19 protein-coding genes, 1 tRNA gene and 1 pseudogene are annotated in these 18,876 nt (G+C 38.9%); 7 read left to right on the plus strand and 14 right to left on the minus strand.

Annotation, left to right across the window (positions count from 1 at the left end):
• The first annotated feature begins 140 nt into the window (after window positions 1-140).
• The 4 genes and pseudogenes from U1E44_RS00005 (at window position 141) to U1E44_RS00020 (ending at window position 3,453) form a co-directional block, all read left to right on the plus strand.
• A tRNA-Ser gene (locus U1E44_RS00005) sits at window positions 141-231 on the plus strand.
• A 321-nt stretch (window positions 232-552) separates the two neighbouring features.
• Window positions 553-1,467 (plus strand): annotated as a pseudogene (locus U1E44_RS00010) (Abi family protein).
• Between the two features lie 387 nt (window positions 1,468-1,854).
• Window positions 1,855-2,973: an NAD(P)/FAD-dependent oxidoreductase gene (locus U1E44_RS00015; protein ID WP_322928795.1), complete on the plus strand. Its 1,119-nt coding sequence runs from the start codon at window positions 1,855-1,857 to the stop codon at window positions 2,971-2,973.
• 24 nt (window positions 2,974-2,997) lie between these two features.
• Entirely contained in the window at window positions 2,998-3,453 is a 456-nt protein-coding gene (locus U1E44_RS00020; protein ID WP_322928796.1) for a hypothetical protein, read from the plus strand.
• Window positions 3,454-3,455: 2 nt separating this feature from the next.
• Here U1E44_RS00020 and U1E44_RS00025 read toward each other — a convergent pair whose 3' ends face one another.
• The 5 genes from U1E44_RS00025 to U1E44_RS00045 form a co-directional block, all read right to left on the minus strand.
• Window positions 3,456-3,854 carry a response regulator gene (locus U1E44_RS00025; RefSeq protein ID WP_322928797.1) on the minus strand — a complete coding sequence of 133 codons (399 nt, stop codon included), beginning with the start codon at window positions 3,852-3,854 and terminating at the stop codon, window positions 3,456-3,458.
• On the minus strand, window positions 3,851-5,314 hold the full coding sequence (locus tag U1E44_RS00030) for a PAS domain-containing sensor histidine kinase (RefSeq protein ID WP_322928798.1): 1,464 nt from the start codon (window positions 5,312-5,314) through the stop codon (window positions 3,851-3,853). Before U1E44_RS00030 ends, U1E44_RS00025 begins: the two co-directional genes overlap by 4 nt.
• A gap of 322 nt (window positions 5,315-5,636) precedes the next feature.
• Window positions 5,637-6,041: an alternative ribosome rescue aminoacyl-tRNA hydrolase ArfB gene (gene arfB, locus U1E44_RS00035; protein WP_322928799.1), complete on the minus strand. Its 405-nt coding sequence runs from the start codon at window positions 6,039-6,041 to the stop codon at window positions 5,637-5,639.
• A 45-nt stretch (window positions 6,042-6,086) separates the two neighbouring features.
• A complete protein-coding gene (locus U1E44_RS00040; protein WP_322928800.1) occupies window positions 6,087-7,070 on the minus strand; it encodes an ABC transporter ATP-binding protein in 984 nt (327 codons plus the stop codon).
• Between the two features lie 698 nt (window positions 7,071-7,768).
• Entirely contained in the window at window positions 7,769-8,221 is a 453-nt protein-coding gene (locus U1E44_RS00045; RefSeq protein WP_322928801.1) for a COG2426 family protein, read from the minus strand.
• A 404-nt stretch (window positions 8,222-8,625) separates the two neighbouring features.
• On the opposite strand from U1E44_RS00045, the gene U1E44_RS00050 reads away from it, so the two are divergent.
• Window positions 8,626-9,726: a DUF4407 domain-containing protein gene (locus U1E44_RS00050; RefSeq protein WP_322928802.1), complete on the plus strand. Its 1,101-nt coding sequence runs from the start codon at window positions 8,626-8,628 to the stop codon at window positions 9,724-9,726.
• On the opposite strand, the gene U1E44_RS00055 is transcribed toward U1E44_RS00050, so the two are convergent.
• The 3 genes from U1E44_RS00055 to U1E44_RS00065 form a co-directional block, all read right to left on the minus strand.
• Window positions 9,721-10,335: a DUF998 domain-containing protein gene (locus U1E44_RS00055; RefSeq protein WP_322928803.1), complete on the minus strand. Its 615-nt coding sequence runs from the start codon at window positions 10,333-10,335 to the stop codon at window positions 9,721-9,723. The two genes, U1E44_RS00050 and U1E44_RS00055, sit on opposite strands and share 6 nt — an antisense overlap.
• Before the next feature lie 139 nt (window positions 10,336-10,474).
• Entirely contained in the window at window positions 10,475-11,488 is a 1,014-nt protein-coding gene (locus U1E44_RS00060) for a metal-dependent hydrolase (protein WP_322928805.1), read from the minus strand.
• 99 nt (window positions 11,489-11,587) lie between these two features.
• On the minus strand, window positions 11,588-13,360 hold the full coding sequence (locus U1E44_RS00065; RefSeq protein ID WP_322928806.1) for a MutS-related protein: 1,773 nt from the start codon (window positions 13,358-13,360) through the stop codon (window positions 11,588-11,590).
• A gap of 181 nt (window positions 13,361-13,541) precedes the next feature.
• Between U1E44_RS00065 and U1E44_RS00070 the strand changes: the two genes are divergently transcribed.
• Both U1E44_RS00070 and U1E44_RS00075 read left to right on the plus strand, forming a co-directional pair.
• On the plus strand, window positions 13,542-13,994 hold the full coding sequence (locus U1E44_RS00070) for a hypothetical protein (RefSeq protein WP_322928807.1): 453 nt from the start codon (window positions 13,542-13,544) through the stop codon (window positions 13,992-13,994).
• Complete coding sequence (locus tag U1E44_RS00075; protein WP_322928808.1) at window positions 13,975-14,415, plus strand: hypothetical protein; 441 nt, start codon at window positions 13,975-13,977, stop codon at window positions 14,413-14,415. Before U1E44_RS00070 ends, U1E44_RS00075 begins: the two co-directional genes overlap by 20 nt.
• Before the next feature lie 15 nt (window positions 14,416-14,430).
• Here U1E44_RS00075 and U1E44_RS00080 read toward each other — a convergent pair whose 3' ends face one another.
• The 6 genes from U1E44_RS00080 to hemW all read right to left on the minus strand — a co-directional run bounded on the left by U1E44_RS00080 (window position 14,431) and on the right by hemW (window position 18,816).
• Window positions 14,431-14,790 carry an MmcQ/YjbR family DNA-binding protein gene (locus U1E44_RS00080; RefSeq protein ID WP_322928809.1) on the minus strand — a complete coding sequence of 120 codons (360 nt, stop codon included), beginning with the start codon at window positions 14,788-14,790 and terminating at the stop codon, window positions 14,431-14,433.
• A gap of 4 nt (window positions 14,791-14,794) precedes the next feature.
• A complete protein-coding gene (locus U1E44_RS00085; RefSeq protein WP_322928810.1) occupies window positions 14,795-15,331 on the minus strand; it encodes a GNAT family N-acetyltransferase in 537 nt (178 codons plus the stop codon).
• A 9-nt stretch (window positions 15,332-15,340) separates the two neighbouring features.
• Window positions 15,341-15,736: a Dabb family protein gene (locus U1E44_RS00090; protein ID WP_322928811.1), complete on the minus strand. Its 396-nt coding sequence runs from the start codon at window positions 15,734-15,736 to the stop codon at window positions 15,341-15,343.
• A 369-nt stretch (window positions 15,737-16,105) separates the two neighbouring features.
• Window positions 16,106-16,720 (minus strand): DUF4230 domain-containing protein, encoded by a 615-nt coding sequence (locus U1E44_RS00095; RefSeq protein WP_416242040.1) that lies wholly within the window; start codon window positions 16,718-16,720, stop codon window positions 16,106-16,108.
• Between the two features lie 155 nt (window positions 16,721-16,875).
• Entirely contained in the window at window positions 16,876-17,622 is a 747-nt protein-coding gene (locus tag U1E44_RS00100) for a cyclase family protein (RefSeq protein ID WP_322928813.1), read from the minus strand.
• A 12-nt stretch (window positions 17,623-17,634) separates the two neighbouring features.
• Window positions 17,635-18,816, minus strand: a complete 1,182-nt coding sequence (gene hemW, locus U1E44_RS00105; protein ID WP_322928814.1) for a radical SAM family heme chaperone HemW — start codon at window positions 18,814-18,816, stop codon at window positions 17,635-17,637.
• Window positions 18,817-18,876 lie beyond the last annotated feature (60 nt).

An 18,876-nucleotide genomic window follows, 5' to 3' on the forward strand; every position in this document is an offset into this window, starting at 1 on the left:
GTTTTAAGGGTGGCTCATTTTTGCCCGGCCTAGGTGGTTCACTTTCATCCGGCGAGCTATGCTCACTTTATCCCGGCCAAAGTGGTATACTATGTCCGTTGTTTGCAATTATATGTTGAAATCTCTAAAAAAATGACAATGAAGAATTTTTTAAAACTCAAACGGCTTAACTATTTGTAAAAAATGTGCATAGGCAAGAGGTCACCGGTTCGAATCCGGTATTCTCCACCAGTAAATATAAGGCTTCAAGAGTTTTTAACTTTTGAGGCTTTTTTTATTTGTTTGTAATTTGCACGCAAATCAACGTATGGGATCAAGAACAATAAATGGATGAATCTCAAAAGTTGTGTTTCTGTTACTAAATTTTTTAGGGCGTTTAGTTATAATTTATGGCTACAAAATACTCTTTCATAATGTTTTTTAAGGTATTTGATTTATTGTTTTGTTAATAAGCATGTTTCATAATTAAAAAGTTAGTAAATTTACATCAACATGCTTACCCCGCTTCCCGTTAGAACAGCGCGCTCAGGGTAAGCTTTTTATTTTTACCAAATGCCTAAAGTTCCTTATGACAAGCCTGCATTAACTTATGCGGAGCAAATTCTGCAGCTACAAGAAAGAGGACTCGAAATAAAGAATATACTTAGGGCTACCCACTTATTGGAAAGTATCAGTTATTATCGCCTAAGTGGTTATTGGTATCCAATGCTAGCAGATAAAAATAATCATCAACTCAAAGCAAACTCTACTTTTCAATCTGCGTTTCACCTTTATTCTTTTGATCGGGAATTAAGAGTTTTGATTTGAAGGGAACTTGAAAAAATTGAGGTTTCGATTCGGGCAAAGATGATTTATTTGCTATCCCATGAATATGGTGCTTTTTGGTATCAAGACGCTAATCTGTTCAAAAACCATATTAATCATAGTAAAAGTCTTTGAAGTTTAGAGCACGAATACTATCGAAGTGATGAAGAATTCATAGAGGCTTTTAAAAAAAAATATTCTAATCCATTACCCCCAAGTTGGATAATGTTAGAGATTACTTCTTTTGGAACATTATCTTTCTTGTACAGTAATTTGAAGCCGGGAAAGGTAAAAAGAGAAATAGCTAGCCACTTTGGATTAAATGATAAGACCTTCTCATCGTGGATACATAGCATCGTTTACTTAAGAAATGTGTGCGCGCATCATAGTCGGCTATGGAATAGGGTTATGAGTATACAACCTGTTAGACCTAGAAATATTTATAAAACTTGGTTAAAAAACGACGGAGTATCAAATAACCGTACTTCCTACACACTTACAATCATTTTATTTCTAATGCAGACTATTAATCCAGAACACACAATAGTCGTTAGGTTAAAAGCTTTACTGGAGAAATACCCCAATGTAGACGTGTTTGCAATGGGATTTCCTAAAAACTGGGAAACAGAAACTCTTTGGTCAACTGTTGATACTAAAAAGTAAGAAGTTATTATCACAGATCGTATGTAATTACTATTGGCAGCAAATCGTCTAGTCAAGTTGAATCTTTAATATACAGATAATAGCGTTTGTACTACTCTAAAAATTTCAAAAGGATAAGGAATTTTGTTGATACGATGACGGAATATGTTGAGGTCAATGTTTAAGGTAGCTGAAAATATCCTCAAAAAAATAATGACGACAGAAAAGCCTTTAAACTGTGTGTACAAAATAGAAAAAGTTATAATAACACTCTTGCGGTACATTCTTTTGTTGCTCGACAAGAACGGATAGAATTGGTTGTAGTTTATTTGTAGTGGTTGTTTTTATGACGTATTTCGTAGGTCATTTACCAATAATCGCTTTATTTTAACCTATAAGTTTTTTGTAATGAGCAACAACCTGAGCTACTGGGAGTATAAAACGTGGCTTTCCAACATAGACTACACTATTGTGGGCAGTGGTATCGTGGGGCTAAGTTGTGCGTTGGGGCTGCGCAAGCGTTTTCCAAAAGCTAAAATTTTGGTCTTAGAAAGAGGTATTTTGCCCCAAGGTGCAAGCACAAAGAATGCAGGGTTTGCCTGTTTTGGAAGCATTTCCGAAATCTTAGCCGATATTAAAACAAGTTCGGAATGGGACGTACAACAATTAGTGCACCGGCGATGGCGAGGCATACAACTACTTCGAACCATGCTAGGCGATGACAACCTTAATTTTTTAAACTACGGCGGGCATGAAGTATTTCTTAAGACGCAAGAATCCGTGTTTCATCATTGCCTAGATAACCTGAACGAAATTAATCAACTTCTAGAACCTGTTTTTAAGGCATTACCCTTTAGCGTACAACCCAATCGCTTTAATTTTGCCAAGATTCAACCACAGTATATTACCCACGCCTTCGAATCCCAAATAGATACCGGAAAGATGATGTCTTCATTGGTGCACTTGGCTCACAAACAAAATATTATACTTTTCAACGGTATCACGGTAAAGGAATTTGTAGACCATAATACCCATGTTGAAGTGCGTACAGATCATTTTGAGATGATCACTAAAAAATTGTGTATTGCCACCAACGGCTTTGCTTCTCAATTGCTTCATGAAGATGTGGTGCCGGCAAGAGCGCAAGTGCTCATTACAAAACCAATCGCTAAATTACCTATTAAAGGCACTTTTCATTTGGATGAGGGCTATTATTATTTTCGTAATGTAGGGAACCGACTGTTATTTGGCGGTGGTAGAAATCTTGATTTTGAGGGTGAAAAAACGATGAATTTTGGACAAACTAAGCGCATACAGCAACGTTTGGAATTTCTCCTCAGCGATGTTATTTTACCGGATACTCCTTTCGAAATAGACCAACGGTGGAGCGGCATTATGGGAACGGGACGGGAAAAACGGCCTATAGTTAAACAATTTACCAATCATGTCTATTGTGGGGTTAGACTGGGCGGTATGGGCATTGCTTTGGGTAGTCTTGTGGGAAAGGAAATGGCAGAATTACTATAGAACCACTTTACATAGAAACTATAAATGCGCGCAACTACAAAAGAACAATTGTATCATTTTTGTCTTAAATTTATAGAGGGACGAATTTCTCGTATACAAGAGCGCATACACGACCTTCGGGAGTCTTTAGATTCGGAGACCAAAAGTAGTACCGGTGACAAACACGAAACAGGGAGGGCTATGTTGCAATTAGAATTGGAAAAATCCGGGAATCAGTTAGCCGAAGCACACCTCATGAAAACTGCCTTGGATAGGGTAGAGGTAAAGCAGACCTCCAAACAAGTTTGCGTTGGAAGTTTGGTAATAACCACAGCGGCCAATTATTTTTTAGCCATTTCAGCAGGAGAATGCACCGTAGGAGCACTTAAGATATGTTGTATTTCACCCAATACGCCTATTGGACATTTATTATTGGGTAAAGCTGTGGGTGAAACGGTCTGTTTCAGAGATGCCAAAATTGTCATCATGGAAATTATTTAAGGCTACAATTTTTCTATCATTTCTTCCAGTTGTTCCCGACTAATGGGTTTTATAATAAAATCGGTTACTTCGCTTATCGCTCTAGATTTAACAATGTCTTCCGGAGAAATGGAGGAGGAACAAATGTAAATAGTGATCTTTTTGCCAATTTTGGGATTCAATACGGCATATTCTTCCAGAAATTGCCACCCATCCATTATAGGCATACTCAGATCTAACAATATGATTTCTGGTAAGGTCTCCGGTTTCGTTTTGTTTTCTTTTAAAAAGGTAATGGCGTCTAAACCGTTGCTAAATACCTTAATAAGTTCTACGTTACTGATTTTGTTGATCGTTTTTTTGGTTAAATAAATAAAGGTATCATCATCATCAATAATCGAGAGTTTTTTTGCGACATTCATTGCAATGGGTTTTTAAATTCAACATAAAAAGTGCTGCCCTTATCGGGATAACTTTCTGCCCATATTTTTCCGTCTATGGCCTCTACCTGTGCTTTGGTCATAAATAATCCAAAGCCTTTGGCATCGGGATGGGCATGAAAGGTTTTCCTGATTTTAAATAGATTATTTTGATGCAAGGTCAAATCGATACCCAGCCCGTTATCGTGCACCGCTAAACGAACACCCTTTTCAATTTTTTCTGTTTTTATACGGATCGTAGGATTTCGATGTGGCGACCTGTATTTTAAGGCATTGCTTAGCAGATTATTGCAAATGCTTTCCATGTATTTTTGGGGGCAATATAGTGTGGGAGCGGCTTCTATTTCTAGTATAACCTCGGCATCATATTCGTTAATTTGAGTTTCAAACCCTAACAAAACTTTACGTAAAGTGCTGTTTATATCAATTTTGTCTAAAGCAAGGTCTTTGTCTTGCTGCACTTGCAAAGACTCCACCAATTCGTTAAATACATCCATTAAATGCGTTGTAACAGGCTTAATTTTGGTTAAAAGTTCTTGTTGTTCTTCCGGGTCGGTACTCTCCTCTAAAAAATCGACCAGCATGGTGATATTAATTAGGGGAGCTCTTAAATTATGAGATACAATATTACAGAAATCTATGAGTTGCTTGTTTTTATGTGCTAGCGCTTCCGCATTGGCCAGCAAGCGTTCCTCAGCGTTTTTTTTCTCGGTGATATCTTGCTGTATGCTCATATACTGCCAAGGTTGGCCATTTTCATCCAGAAAAGGTACTATGGTAGTTTGAACCCAATAATAAGCCCCGTCTTGGGCTTTATTCTTAAACTCTCCCCGCCAAATAGTACCCGAACCAATGGTTTCCCATAGGGTTTTTATAAATGTTTTTGAATGATGCCCGGAGTTAAGCAAACTTAGCTGCTGCCCCACTAAAGCGTCTCGTTGGTATTTGGAAACGGCACAAAAATTGGTGTTCACAAAAAGCAAAGTACCCTCGGCATCTGTAATAGCGACGATGGCAGCAGCGTCTAAGGCGTATTTAAAATCCGAAACCTTTTTATGGCTTTTTAATAAGGCTTCGTTGGCTTCCTTTAACGGGGAAATATTGGTTCTAATGGCTAAATATTGATACGGAATACCTTCTTCATTTAGAAAGGGCACAATAGTCATTTCTACCCAATATTCACTGCCGTCTTTAGCTTTGTTCTTTAATTGTCCTTTCCAAACCTTTCCGGCCTTAATCGTTGCCCATAGTTCTTTAAAGTAATCTTTTGGATGGTGTCCTGAGTTTATGATGCAGTGGTCTTGCCCAATTAACTCTTCTTTGGTGTATTTTGAGATTTTACAAAAATTATCATTGGCATAGGTAATAATCCCATTGGCGTCTGTAACGGCTACAATGGCAATTTGGTCTAAGGCATATTTGTAATCTTCCAGTTCTTTCATAACCCGTTATTGAGATTTTATTGGGTAAACAAATCGTATCTGAGTAGCCGCACTGTTCCGTACCTTAAAGGGAGACGATTACCACAGTATAACATGCAAAATAAGAATACGCAGCTATTGCAAACGGGGGATATGCAAGATATAAATTATGAGGGATATTCGTATCATTTTATGCGAAAATTAGCCAAACGACAAAGGTCTTTCCTATTTTGGTTCAAAATTTTCGTATTTCTGAGAATATGGAAATCAAAGAAGCCAAAATTGGGAAGCATGCTGCCTCATTTTAAGAAGAATTCTTAGCGAATGGAACGCCTGTATAGCCTTAGTCTGCTTGCCATTTACGGCGATTTACTTTTTTTAATGCCGATTTTTTCTTCGCCGTTAAACGTTTTTCAATGGCCGATTTGCCGGGTTTGGTACGAATTCTTCGCTTAGGCACCAATAATCCCTTCTCTAACATGCTAAAAAATTTGGAAACCACGAGTTCTTTGTTTCGGTGCTGGCTGCGACTTTCATCGCATTGCAGTAAAAGGAGGTGGTCTTTGGTAAGTTTACCGGATAATTTTTGAAGCAGCCTCTCCTTTTCATTTGGGGTAAGTCCTTGAGAACGGCCTACATCAAAGGAAAGCTCTACCTTACTCGACACTTTGTTAACATGCTGACCTCCTGCGCCACCACTTCTAACGGCTTTAAAAACCAACTCTTCGGCAATGAGTTTTGTATTCATTTCATTTGTATTACGAATGGTGGTACCTACTACAGTTTTATCCGATTACGGAAGATCCTTTAAGCGTACATTAACGGTTTCTAGAGCCACATTTAAAAAAACAGGTTGCGCCGTTTGGAGCTTGTATTTGGAATTAAAAAAAATCGGTTGCTCATTCTCCATAACGCCCTCAGTTAAATAATAAGCACCTTTATAAAACGTATTTTTTACAATGACTTTAATTCCCGATTTATCGGAAAGTAGAAACTCGTTGGGGTAGACCAAGATCGATTTGTTGATTTCCGAATACGATTTTAAAAGCGTCATGGGAACAAGGGTAACCTCCCCAAATAATGAAGCTATGTAGGCTGTTTTTGGATGTGAATAAAGTTCTATCGGAGTGGCTTTTGCACACATTTTTTGGTCTTTGAGCACCAAAATTTCATCCGCAAAGGAAAGTACATCGTCCATGTCATGCGTGGCTACGATACAGCTTATATTCGCCTTTTTAAGATGTGAAAACAGATTTCGGCGCAGACTATTTTTTCTAAAATTATCGATATGGCTAAAGGGTTCATCCAGCAATAAAAGTTCGGGCTCTTGAGCCAATACCTGCGCCAAAGCCACTCGTTGCTGTTGACCGCCGCTTAAATTTTTTACTTTGACACTTGCATAGTCCGACATTTCAACCATGTGTAGCAATTCCGATATCCGAGCTTGTCGCACCTTGGGTTCAAAAACCGATAGGTATTGCCCCACGTTTTCTTCGACTGAGATAAAGGGCATCAAATCAAAATCCTGTGATAAAAATTTCATATAAGATTCGCCCGGCACCAAATTAAAGTTGGGACCTAACACAGGAGCGTCCTTCCAAAAAATTGTGCCTTCTTCCAATTGAAGCAAGCCGTAAATGAGTTTTAAAAGGGTGCTTTTGCCACCTCCACTTTCACCCATAACAGCGAGAAATTTGCCTTTTGGTAGTGTAAAATCGATGTTTTTTAACACATTAACGTTGTCATAGGCAAACGTAAGCTTTTCAACTTTTAACATGGATTTCTTGGCATTAGAGTACAAAGGTAATAGGTTAAGGGGAAACAAAAAATCGGCTTTTCAATCTAAAGATTCCCCGGCCCTTGGGTCGGGGTTTCCTATTTATCGCTCCTTTGGAGAGGTCGGAACTGTCTTTTTGCAGTTCCGGGTGAGGTGAAATACAAAATTTCCGTTTTTGGCCCAAAGGTCAAAATGAAACTGGCGAAATACCCCTATGGCTTGCCTCGGGGATAGTCAGTTTCAAGTAATTTTTTATTCTACACACGCTTCTTCCGTTGGGTTAGGTTTTCTGCGTTTCCTCTTCTTCCTACCCGTACAGTGAGTGTGGTACCATAACAATTTTGTTTTTGGCTTAAAGGCGAAAATGAGCCGTTTTTGAGCTCATCCAAATAAATCCTACGAAAATACGCCTATGTCTTGCCCGCCTAATTCTGGTTCTATGAATCTCGGGTTTCAAGAACTTTTTTAGCACCTGCTGCGTTTCGCTTTTTAGCAGCTTTTATTGTTGTTTTATGCCGGGCACCACCGTTGATGGCGTATCGGATGCCCTAGGACACATTAAAAACAATGTATTCAGGTAGTTTATATACATATTAGTATGATTTAGCAAATCGTTTTTAGTTTGTACGTAGGCATACCCTAAGTGTCTGTAGCAAACAAGAGATAGCCATTTCTTCTTGGTCTTGGCATCCTTTGTACTAGGACAGCCCTCGCATGGAAAGCATGGTGGTACTCCACACAATGATCGCAGACAGAAATGCACCAATGACATTGGCTAAAAACGCCTTAGGCCGTTCTATTTTTAAAATATAGGTGGCAATGGTGCCGGCATAAACGCCGGTGCCCGGCACAGGCAACATAACAAAAAAGATGAGGCCCCAAAAGCCGTATTTCTGAATTTTTGCTCCGGATCCTAATTTTGCTCTTCGCGCAATGTAGATGGCTGCTTTCTTATAATAATGCCATTTTAAGAGGAAGTGGTTGCCCTTATTTAGGAACAATAACATTATAGGAAAAACTAAGGCATTGGCTAAAAAGCAAGCAATAAACACAGTATACACATTAACCCCTCTGAGTAAACCATACGGAATACCTACCTTGGCTTCCCCAAAAGGGGATAAACTCCAGAGAATGGCGACTATTAAATCCATAATCAAAACGTGCTTGTTTTAGGACTTACAAAAATAGTCCAGAAATTCAATATTTAGTGCACAGCAATCATAATAAATGATTAAAGTTTTGTGAATTTTGTTTTTAACTTGAGTTCCATTCATCCCCAACGGGTCAGTGTATAGTAGTCCTGAAAACACAAGAGCGTACTAGGCCTCCCAAGGAGGTAAAAGAAGCGGCATTTTGGATTCTAAAAACCGACTTTCCCTGCGCTTTTCTGCCCGTTTGGAGTGAAAAAAGAAGGCGAACATCATTTTTTCTAAGCATACGTTTCGGCGGTACTAGGTGTTTCCAAAATAGTTTGTTTTATGGTGTCGTACATGTAACAAATGATCACCATCTGCGTTCTAATGGTGTATTAGCACATCAATCAAATCAGAACACTATGGTACAACACTTTTTTATCCTCTGCTCAGGGGCAGATACGACGATTCTAAAAAGCTGTTCTTTGGGAGAGCAAAACAAGTATGCCGGTATTGGGGCTACGGTTTTCTTTACGGCTGTTATGGCTTGTATTGCTGCGTCTTACGCCCTATACACGGTATTTGATAATGCCTATACTGCCATTTTCTTTGGTCTTGTTTGGGGCTTGTTAATCTTTAATCTGGATCGATTTATTGTTTCTACCATTAAAAAAAGAAATAGTTTTAAAAGCGAGCTTCTACAGGCTGTTCCCCGAATTGTCTTAGCGGTGATTATTGCAGTAGTAATATCCAAACCTTTGGAAATGAAAATTTTTGAAAAGGAAATTAATCAGGTGTTGCTCGAAAAGAAGAACGAGCTCACCTTAGCCAATAAAGATCAGATTGCCCTGCAGTACCATCCTGCGTTAAACGATTTAAACCAGAATATTGAGGCGCTAAAAGCCGAAGTAACCGCAAAAGAAATTGAAACCAATGCCTTGTACGATACGTTTATTGCTGAAGCGGAAGGCACATCAGGAACAAAACGTTTGGGAAAAGGGCCTGTATACAAAGAAAAGCGCGAAAAACACGATGCTGCTTTGGCAGAATTACAGCAACTAAAAGCAACCAACACCCAAAAAATAACGGATTTGGAAGGGCAAATTTCTACCTTAAATACGGAACATACAGAAGCGATAAAAAATTCCCAACCTATAATTGATGGCTTCGATGGACTTATGGCTCGGATCGATGCCTTAAACAAATTGCCCTGGTGGCCTTCTTTCTTTATTTTTCTGTTGTTTCTGGCCATAGAAACTTCGCCTATCATTTCGAAATTGCTATCTCCAAAGGGAAGTTATGATTATAAACTGGAAGAAGAAGAAACCGTGGTGGCTACATGGGTAGCCCAAGAAATACAGCAACGAGAACAACTTTTTGCGGCTGATTCCGCCCTGAATTCTAAAATATACGGGGAAATTGCCGAGGAAGAAGCGGTATATGCCTATAAGAAAAAGAAAGCCGAAGAGTTGCTGCGGTTACAAGCAGATGCGTTTCACGATTTACAAATAAAGAGGTTATAGTTTTTTGATATAGATGGCAGTATACACTATCCAAAAAAGGATACTTCCTTCTATAATTCGTTGTTGAAGTCCAACGTAAGTTCCGAAGGGATTTTGGGCTAGCACAAGCATCAAACAAAAAGCGGTCATCCCACAAAAAAGGGAAACTTTGTAGAGTCGAGTTCCATGAGTCCATTTTGTCGCTTTAATTCCGATAGCTACCATACAGGGGGGAACAATCAGATAGGTCAATGCTCCCATAGCATTGTGGATCATCTGTGATATACTCGGATTGATAAGTTCCGGGTTACATCCTGCATCACATGGAAATAGACTTACCACTACAGTAGCTAATCCATAAAAAATACCGATTCCGTAAAAACTCCATTTCATTAAGGGCGATCGGGGTAACACCGTGGGGGATAAAAAAGCAAAGAGCGCTATGCATATTCCGGCGGGAATGTATAATCCATATCGCAATTGTGGCCCATAAGGCGTTCCGGTAGCGTAACTTTCACTAATATAGTGCTGAACATGACTATTAGATTCAAATTGGAGTCCGCCCAAAATTACTGCCGTAACAAAGAGCAATACCCCAAGAATCCCTGAATAAAAAATACGTTGTTTCATAGGTTAAAGTTTCATCTAAAGATTCCCCAATCCTTTGGTCGGGGTTTCCGCTTTACCGCTCCGCTTGCGCAAAGCTTGTTGAGGTATGGAGAAGTCGGAACTGCAAAATGGCAGTTCCGGGTGAGGTAAAATTCCATCCCTAATATGGGGTGGAATTTCCCCACATACGCATCCAAAGCGCTGCCAATAATTTCTTGGCATCGGGTCGTAATTTTGGTTTTTCAATCACTTCAATCTCGTCCTTTACTTTTAGCAGTTCATAGGAAAAAGCGAATCGGGTTTCACTAGGATCCAAACTCAACAATCCAAAACGCAAATCATTAAAAAACAAGCTATTTTCCTGTTGTGTAATCGTGTGCCAGCCTTCTGTAATGTTGATAAGGCGCTTAATCTTATCTTTTGTAACCAAATCCCCCAACAACTCATGATTTTTTGGATAGGATGTAAACGCAATTTCGTCGGAATCAAAAAAGGAATAATTCCCTAACAAATAGGTATCCCCTGTATCTATGTTTGCAGTCCATAAAATAGTATTAAAGGGGGTAGGCCGAACTGAAATTTGTTCGTAAGCAATCTGCTGGGCCTTCAAACTATGGACGAAAGTTTTATAAGCCAGTCCCTTTAAAAGGATGGTAAGAACCAGATAACCACTACTTATGGCTAATCCTAAGGTATTGTATTTCCTTCTTTTGGATGAAGTTCGTTTTTCGCACATGGCTAAAATAAGAAAGAGTAAAAACGGAAGCGTATACAGTGGATCAATTACAAAAATAGTTTGAAAAGCCAGTCGCATTTCAAAGGGCCAAAACAGTTGCGTTCCCCAGGTGGTAAAAGCGTCCAAAATGGGATGGGTAAATAGGCCTAAAAACATAAGAAGCGTCCAATCCTTCCACCCTGCATCGGCTTTCTTTTCGACCTTGTTAATGAGCCATCCAAATACCGGCGCAAAAAGCAAGGAAAAGAAGAGCGAGTGACTAAATCCTCTGTGCCATACTATTGCGGTAACCGTGTCGGTAAAATGTCCGCTTAATACATCCAAATCTGGGATTGTACCCGCAATGGCTCCATAAAGCATGGCTTTATTCCCCACCTTTTTGCCCAAAACGGCCTCTCCAACCGCAGCACCAAGTATAATTTGCGTTAGTGAATCCATGCGTTCATGTGTATGTTGTGTGTGCTATAAAAGACATCTTGTGTTGCCGTTTCAAAGTAACAATTAAAAGTCTTTAGTGTATCATTTTACCTATGCTTTTTAATCCACAATCCCCATTTTTTTCAACAGAAAAGAGGCGTTCATATTTTGGCAAATGCCTTTTTTAAAGGTATAATCAAAATGCAATTCGTTGTTTACAATTTCCGCATCAAAATAGTAATTCTGCAATTGCTTCATTTCTTCGGCCGCCTCGCAAAGACTTAAATCGTGGGTGGCAATAATGCCGGTAGCTTTGGCACCGACCAGCTTTTCTAAAAATTTACGCGAACCTATGGCCTTATCGCTGCTGTTGGTGCCTTTTAAAATCTCGTCTAATACAATAAAATAGGTGTCGCTTTCTAAGGCATCTACAATAAATCGCAACCGCTTCAACTCAGAAAAAAAGTAAGACTCTTCATCGGTAAGCGAATCGGTGGTGCGCATGCTGGTAATTAGTTTCATTGGACAATAATCCATCTTTGCGGCACAAACGGGAAGTCCCACATTAGCCATCATAATCTGTAGGGATACGGTGCGCAAAAAGGTACTTTTTCCCGCCATATTGGCTCCTGTGACGATGAAAAATTGGGTTTTCTCAATATGAATATTATTTAACACCCTTTTGTTCGGAGCCAATAGGGGATGTCCAACTTTCGTTGCGGTTAACAGCACTGAACCGTCAGTTATGGTAGGAAAAGTATAATCGGGGTGATTAAAAGCAAAGTTCCCCAGACTGTTATAGGCATCGAAAGTAGCCACGGTATCAAACCATTTCGCTACGTCTATGCCATGTTCCCCAATCCATTTTTCAATACGATACGCCTTGTGCAGACCTTGTAGAAAAAAACCATTGGCAAAAATAAGGTACAGAAGATTGTTGTTGTGATCTAAGGTATGTAATATGTCTGAAAAGGTTTTTAGCAAGTCGGAAGTCTTCTTTTCTGCATAAACTAAATTTTGTTGTTGTTCTTTTAATAATGACGATTGAAATTCGATGCCTTCCAACTGCACGATTAACTGCTGGTATTGTCTAAATGTACTTTGAGCGTTCTCTGCGAAAGCTGCCAGTTTCCGAATTTTTCCGAAGAAAAAAAAGGAAAAACACAGGCCTATAGACAACCAAATAAGAAGTGCTGAAAAGGGCAAAAGGGAGAAGAAGGTCGCTATTAAAATTGCTATGGAGCCTACTGAAAAAAGAGGCGTAAAGTATTTTATACGCTGGGAAACAAAGGGTTGATATTTTTCTAACCACGTCGCAATAGTTCTGGTGTCTGTAGAGGTCTTAATAAGCGCGGCCACCCCAGAAAACTCCTGACGCCATTCGGGAAGTTCGCTAAGTTCCCGAATGGCTTTCTGCTTCACTACTATGTGCTGTATTGCATTTTCCGTAAACACCGCTGCCAGCGCAGCACTTCCTTCTCGTAACGCAGTTCTGTTAGCATACTGATAAAAAGAACCCCGACCAAACAAGTCGATATCCTGACTAAAATAATGGGCCGGATTTTTAAATTCATTTCCTTCGGGTAAATGATGAAAATTGCGGTTTTGTACCTCAAGTTCGGTAGTATTAATGCTGATAAGTGCCTTGGTTTTATCATGAAGATATTGCAACCGAGTATGTCTGGAAACCAGAAACAGAAACAGGGCAACGCCTACTGCACTTATCCCTAAAACCAATTGTGTATTTCCAAAGGTCCAATACACCAAAAAAACAATCAGAAGAAATATAGTTAGCCTTAACATGCCTGAAACATACAGTTGCTTTTTAACCTTGGCCAGTTGGGCACGGTGGGTATGTAACTGCCTTTTGTAAAAGGAAATAGGATCTTTCATTGGGTGTTGTATGCTACCGGATTGCTAAAAAGCATAAAGATATCAATACTACCTAGTTTATTATCAATAAACTTTGATTCTTATAACACTATTGCTTATTAATCCAAGAAACATTACTTTTGTATAAGTTTTCAAATAGCACTATATTTAGTAATTAGTTTGTTATGAAAACATACTTTTCATGGTAGGTAAATCGGAAAATAATTTAAATTTATTAGACTTTGGTATTGTAGGCGAACAATTATCTATAAGTGAACTACTGCATTCTTCATATGTAAGAGGTCGGGAAGATTTTCAAAAGGAAGTTGAAGTTGATTTTAAAAAAAATATCCAATCCGCGGCTCATTCTTCTTCATTATTAAAATCAAAATTATCGGAAATTGGAGTTGATGTAAAGGATATGTATTTAAAGATTGTCAATTTCAATACATTCAAATGCCTCGTAATTCTCAACAAAGAAGATTATTACTCCGAAAACAAAAGATGGACATCTTATAAAATTTCTGAACAGATCAATAACACGAATAGCAGAATTGATTTGACTTTTTCCTTTATGTCAAGCTCTGAACAGCTTATGGTTGACAACATTACTTCAGATGGTTTCATTTTTAAGTATGGCACAGAAAAAGTATAATGCATTCGAACACGCTTCCCATAATTTAAGAGCCCATAATTTCGTTAAACAATCCGGAGAATTTCCCGATTGGGAAATTACTACTGCGTTTTATAGCTGTCTTAAGTTCTTTGAAGGAAGCCTATTTCCTGAGACCTATTTACACCCGGGAAAAGAAGACACTGGTGAAAAGAGAGAGTTTCAATCTTATAATGAATATAAACAGGTTTTTTCCAGATTTTGTCAGGGTACACCTCACGACATCATGAAAAGGTTTGTTAAGCACAATACTAATCTTCATATCTGGAATAGCTACAATGACCTTTACGATCTTTGTCATAATTCCAGATATAAAAATTATCAAATTGACCCACGGGATTTGCAAATAACAAAATCATCCTTGGAAGCTATCAGATTATATTGCACTATTAATTTGAAGTAAAATGCATCTATTCCCTTATAAGCCCTCCAAATCCGTCTTTAACTTTTTGGTTAATCCGGCTACCACCAAATCATAGGAGTGGTCTATTAATTCTATAAGGAGTTTTTGGGGTAGGTTTTCTTCCAAATGCAACGTATTCCAATGTGTTTTATTCATATGATAGGCACCTGTAATGCTGCCATCATAAATCTCCCTTAGCTCCAAAGCCCTTTCCGGATCGCATTTTAAACTAGCTTGCAATGGAACTCGATCCAAAGAAGTCAAAGCAAACATCTTTCCCATAACCTTGAAAACCAAAGTGCTTTCATCGAAAGGAAATTCTTCGGTTACTCCCTGTTTACTGAGGCAATAGCTGCGGAATTCTTCGATATTCATGGCGCTAACTTTTTTGCGAAGCTATAAGGTTTTCCGGAGTTTCCCAAACCATGCGACATACGGAAACTGCGGTATCCCCAATGTCATCGGCACGTGCGGTTTCTACGTGCGCCGCTCCAAAATGCACATAAAATTCAAAGGCATTTACATTGGCCTCCAAAACCCACAAATAGACTTTGGAAAGCGGATTGTTTTCTGCCGATTTGGATGCTACTTTACGTATTAATTCTTTGCCAATGCCTTTCCCTTTGGCTTCTTTAGAAACATGCAAATTATCTATTAATGTGCCATACTGAGGATCGGCATCTAAAAAAGCACAGACAAATCCTATGAGTTTACCATCCTTCTCGGCCACTATCGTAAACTGATTTGCAGCCGGGGAAGTCAACCGTTTTTCCCAAACGGCAGTGCGATCCTGATACACCTCATGATCCAAAAAATAATCACTATAAGAACCTCGATAATTTTCCTGCCAACTACGGGTGTGCAATTTCGCAATTTCAACGAAATCGGCTGTGGCTGCTAAACGGTAAGAAACCATTTGAAGGATTTAAATGCCAACAGCATCATATACAATCACCTTATTCCAAAGATTGCTAGATTCTTCTATAAAGGTTAAGTGTACCTCCTCTGTTTGATAGGCTTCTTGTGAAGCAGCCGAATCAAAGGTAACCACCATGGAATAGGTAAAAGAACCATCGACTACGTCGCGGGTGGCCTTTGGAGGGGTGCCTATAAATGCGGTTTTGGCGTATTTAGAACTGCCTAAAAACTTTTTAAGAGAGGTTTCGAATTTAGCTCTGTCTTCTTTGCTATCCGGATTTTTTAACCAGAAATAAACGTTGTGCGCAAAATTGGAATCGAATTCTTTCATAGTGTCTTTAGTTTGACTGTAACTTAATTGTGCGATAAGTAAAAATAAGATAATGGGTATTTGTTTTTTCATTTTTTTCATTTTTTTCATTTTTGAAATTACGATCAGTCAATAGACGGAAGTCGGCAGACCGAAGATGTTTTATTAAGGAGCCAATTTAGTTAATTTTGCTTTTAAATGCTATCATCTGAAGGTCATTCTTGCAATTTCTAACGCTTTACTTTTTTGCTGTTTGCTGTTTGCTTTTAGCTTTTAGCTGTTTGCTGTTTGCTTTTGGTTATTAGCTGCCGGTTGTTTGCTTTTAGCTGCTTGAAGCAAAATAAGAGTTGAAAAGATAAAATTAGAAACCTTATATTTTTTCGCAGATGGCAATTACTCGTATTTCGTACTTCTAATTTCGTATTTTCCAACTACATAATGATTCATAGCCTATTGTAAGGGTTAATCTTCTAATATCTGTTTTTCATGATGGCGAATTTCCAATGCAGAATAGTCCAATTTCCAATCAATAGTTTCCACAATTTTTTCTATTAAAAGAACGGCTTGTAGTGCTTCTTTGCGAGCGGTTACCATTAATCCACTTTGGGGTATTTTTTCCCGGATATGCTTTTTTGCCTCCTGATTTAATGCCGTTAGGTCATCTGGAGAAAAAGAATTGAACATGCCGTTTTGTATGTCGTAAAACTGCAACTCGGGTTCTATAGAAAGTACTTCGGGTTCTGGGAAATTGGTTAAAATTATGGTCTTTTTCCCGGTATCGGCATGCATCAACACCTTTTTAAGGTCGTACCCAATCAGCGCCCTGGCATGTATAATTATGAGTGCTTTTTTCCGACTACTTACTAAACTTAGAAAGCGCTCTTTGGTGTTTTCATAGCGATAAATTTCGGCGAAATCGCCTTCAACCGTTATGAGTTTACAGACGCTTCTAATTTTATCTAATAAGATAATAGATTGATGTTCGGTAAGCTCCTTGCCTTTCTTAGCACGAAAGAAGGAAAAAAGCCAGTACATCAATATAGCCCCTAAAACAAGGCCTAAAAAGGCTTCCAACATAGTATTTAATTGTTTTTGCTTCCTCCAAAGTTCCGCAAAGATACTTAAAGATATATACTTTAGAATCATTGTGAGTTATCGGTTTGACGAAACCCTTGAAATAAGACTTCTTTCAAACCAAGAAGCCTCTATACCCATTTCCCCGTTTTTTACTGCTATAAAATTTTATACAGCACCGGCCTGCTTGGGCTGGCATCATTCTCAAAAGGCGCCATTTGCAAATCTAAAAAGTAACTGCCATCCTTAATGGAATTGTCTACATATATAAATTCCGTAATAGTGGCGTGTTGCCTTATAGTACCATTAAAATCCCAAAAGGCTTTGTGCGCCAAAAGGGCACCCTGATCGTTTTCCTTATCCACAGACGGTAAATCAATGAGCAGGTGTTGCAATTCTCTTGCAACCAAAAATTGGGCAGCCTCTTCTAATACATACGGCGGATTGGTATGGGAATATTGCCTGGACAATTTAGCTGTTACATTGGGTAAGGTGCGTATCACTAGGGCTTCCGGTAATTTGTTGCCCAAAGCGTATTCTAGTTGTTTTCTGGATATTACAAAATTGTCTTTTTGCTTTTCGGGAGCAATCGTAATCACCTCTGCCAAAAAGAAAAATCGATCTAAATTTTTATTTACCGAATAAAACTCCTTGGTGATATGGCCCACACATTCGGTATGGGTGCCATGGGCATGGGGATTAAATTGGATATCATTAAAGTTGGTGGAGCCGCCGGCGGACACCTTTCCGACAAAACTCCCCTCGCTATGAGGTTCAATCTTTGGATGACCCACATACCACGCAGTTACATTGGTCGCATTTCCCCGCAACGGAATAGAAATATCCAAGGGTTTGGAGAGGTCTATGGTATAGGTTGCGGATTGATGTGTTATGCTTGCAATCATATGGCGGACTTTTTAAGACAAATTAACCATAAACAAATTACTAGCAATTCCATCGGCCAAAAATTTTCCTTTTTTGGTTACCAAAAGGGTATCATCATCCAGAAAAAGTAAATTTTCCGCTATATATTTTTGTGCTTGTTTTAGGAGATATGTATGGTATGGCGCTCCAAATTCTTTTTCTATTCTGGTTACCGAAACGCCCCAAATTGTACGCAGACCCGTCATGACATACTCATTGTAGCGGTCTGTTTTGGATAGCACTTCTTCTTCTAATGATAGCGAACCGGCTTCAATAGCCTTGATGTATTTTGAATTATTGCTACTATTCCACCCCCTACGAATGCCATCATAGGAGTGTGCCGATGGCCCAATACCAAGGTATTTTTTCCCCTGCCAGTAGGCCGTATTGTTTTTAGAGAAATAATCCGGTTTTCCAAAATTAGAAATCTCATAATTGATGAAACCTTCGGCTTCCAGTTGTGCTACCAAAATAGCATAATGCGCTTGTGCTAAGGTATCATCCACCGGGTCAATAATTCCCTTTTCAATAAAACGGGCCAAAGCTGTTTTGGGCTCTACGGTAAGGGCATAACTGGATATATGAGGGATGTGAAATGCTAGGGCTTTAGTTATATTTTCCTGCCACCGCTCATGCGTCATATTCGGAATTCCGTAAATAAGATCTATGGAAATATTGTTAAAATACAGCTTTGCCTCATGAATACATTGCTCCGCTTCCACAGCATTATGCGCCCGATTCATCAGTTTTAAATCGGCCTCAAAAAAGGATTGCACGCCTATACTTAAACGGTTAATGGGCGTCGCAGCCAACTGCTTTAGTTTTTCTTTTGACAAATCGTCGGGATTGGCTTCTAAGGTAATTTCCGGCGTATCAGATATTCGGTAATGGTCATAAATGGTTTGAATAATTTGATAGATTTCCGAAACCTCCAAAACGGATGGTGTACCACCCCCAAAATAAATCGTGTCCACGGTTATAGTCTTAAACTCCTCTTTGCGCAAAACAAGTTCTTTGCAAATAGCCGAGATCATAGCCTCTTTTTTTTTCAAAGAAGTAGAAAAATGAAAGTCGCAATAGTGGCATGCCTGCTTGCAGAAGGGGATGTGGATGTAGAGCCCCCCTCCCCCCAAAGGGGGAGTTTTAATTGGGTGTTGAATTTGGACTCCCTTCATTTAAATATTATTTCGTATTTCTCATATTTGGGTTGATGGAAATGAGTTTCCCCCTTGCGA

This window comes from Aurantibrevibacter litoralis, assembly GCF_034651555.1.
GTDB classification, from domain to species: domain Bacteria; phylum Bacteroidota; class Bacteroidia; order Flavobacteriales; family Flavobacteriaceae; genus Aurantibrevibacter; species Aurantibrevibacter litoralis.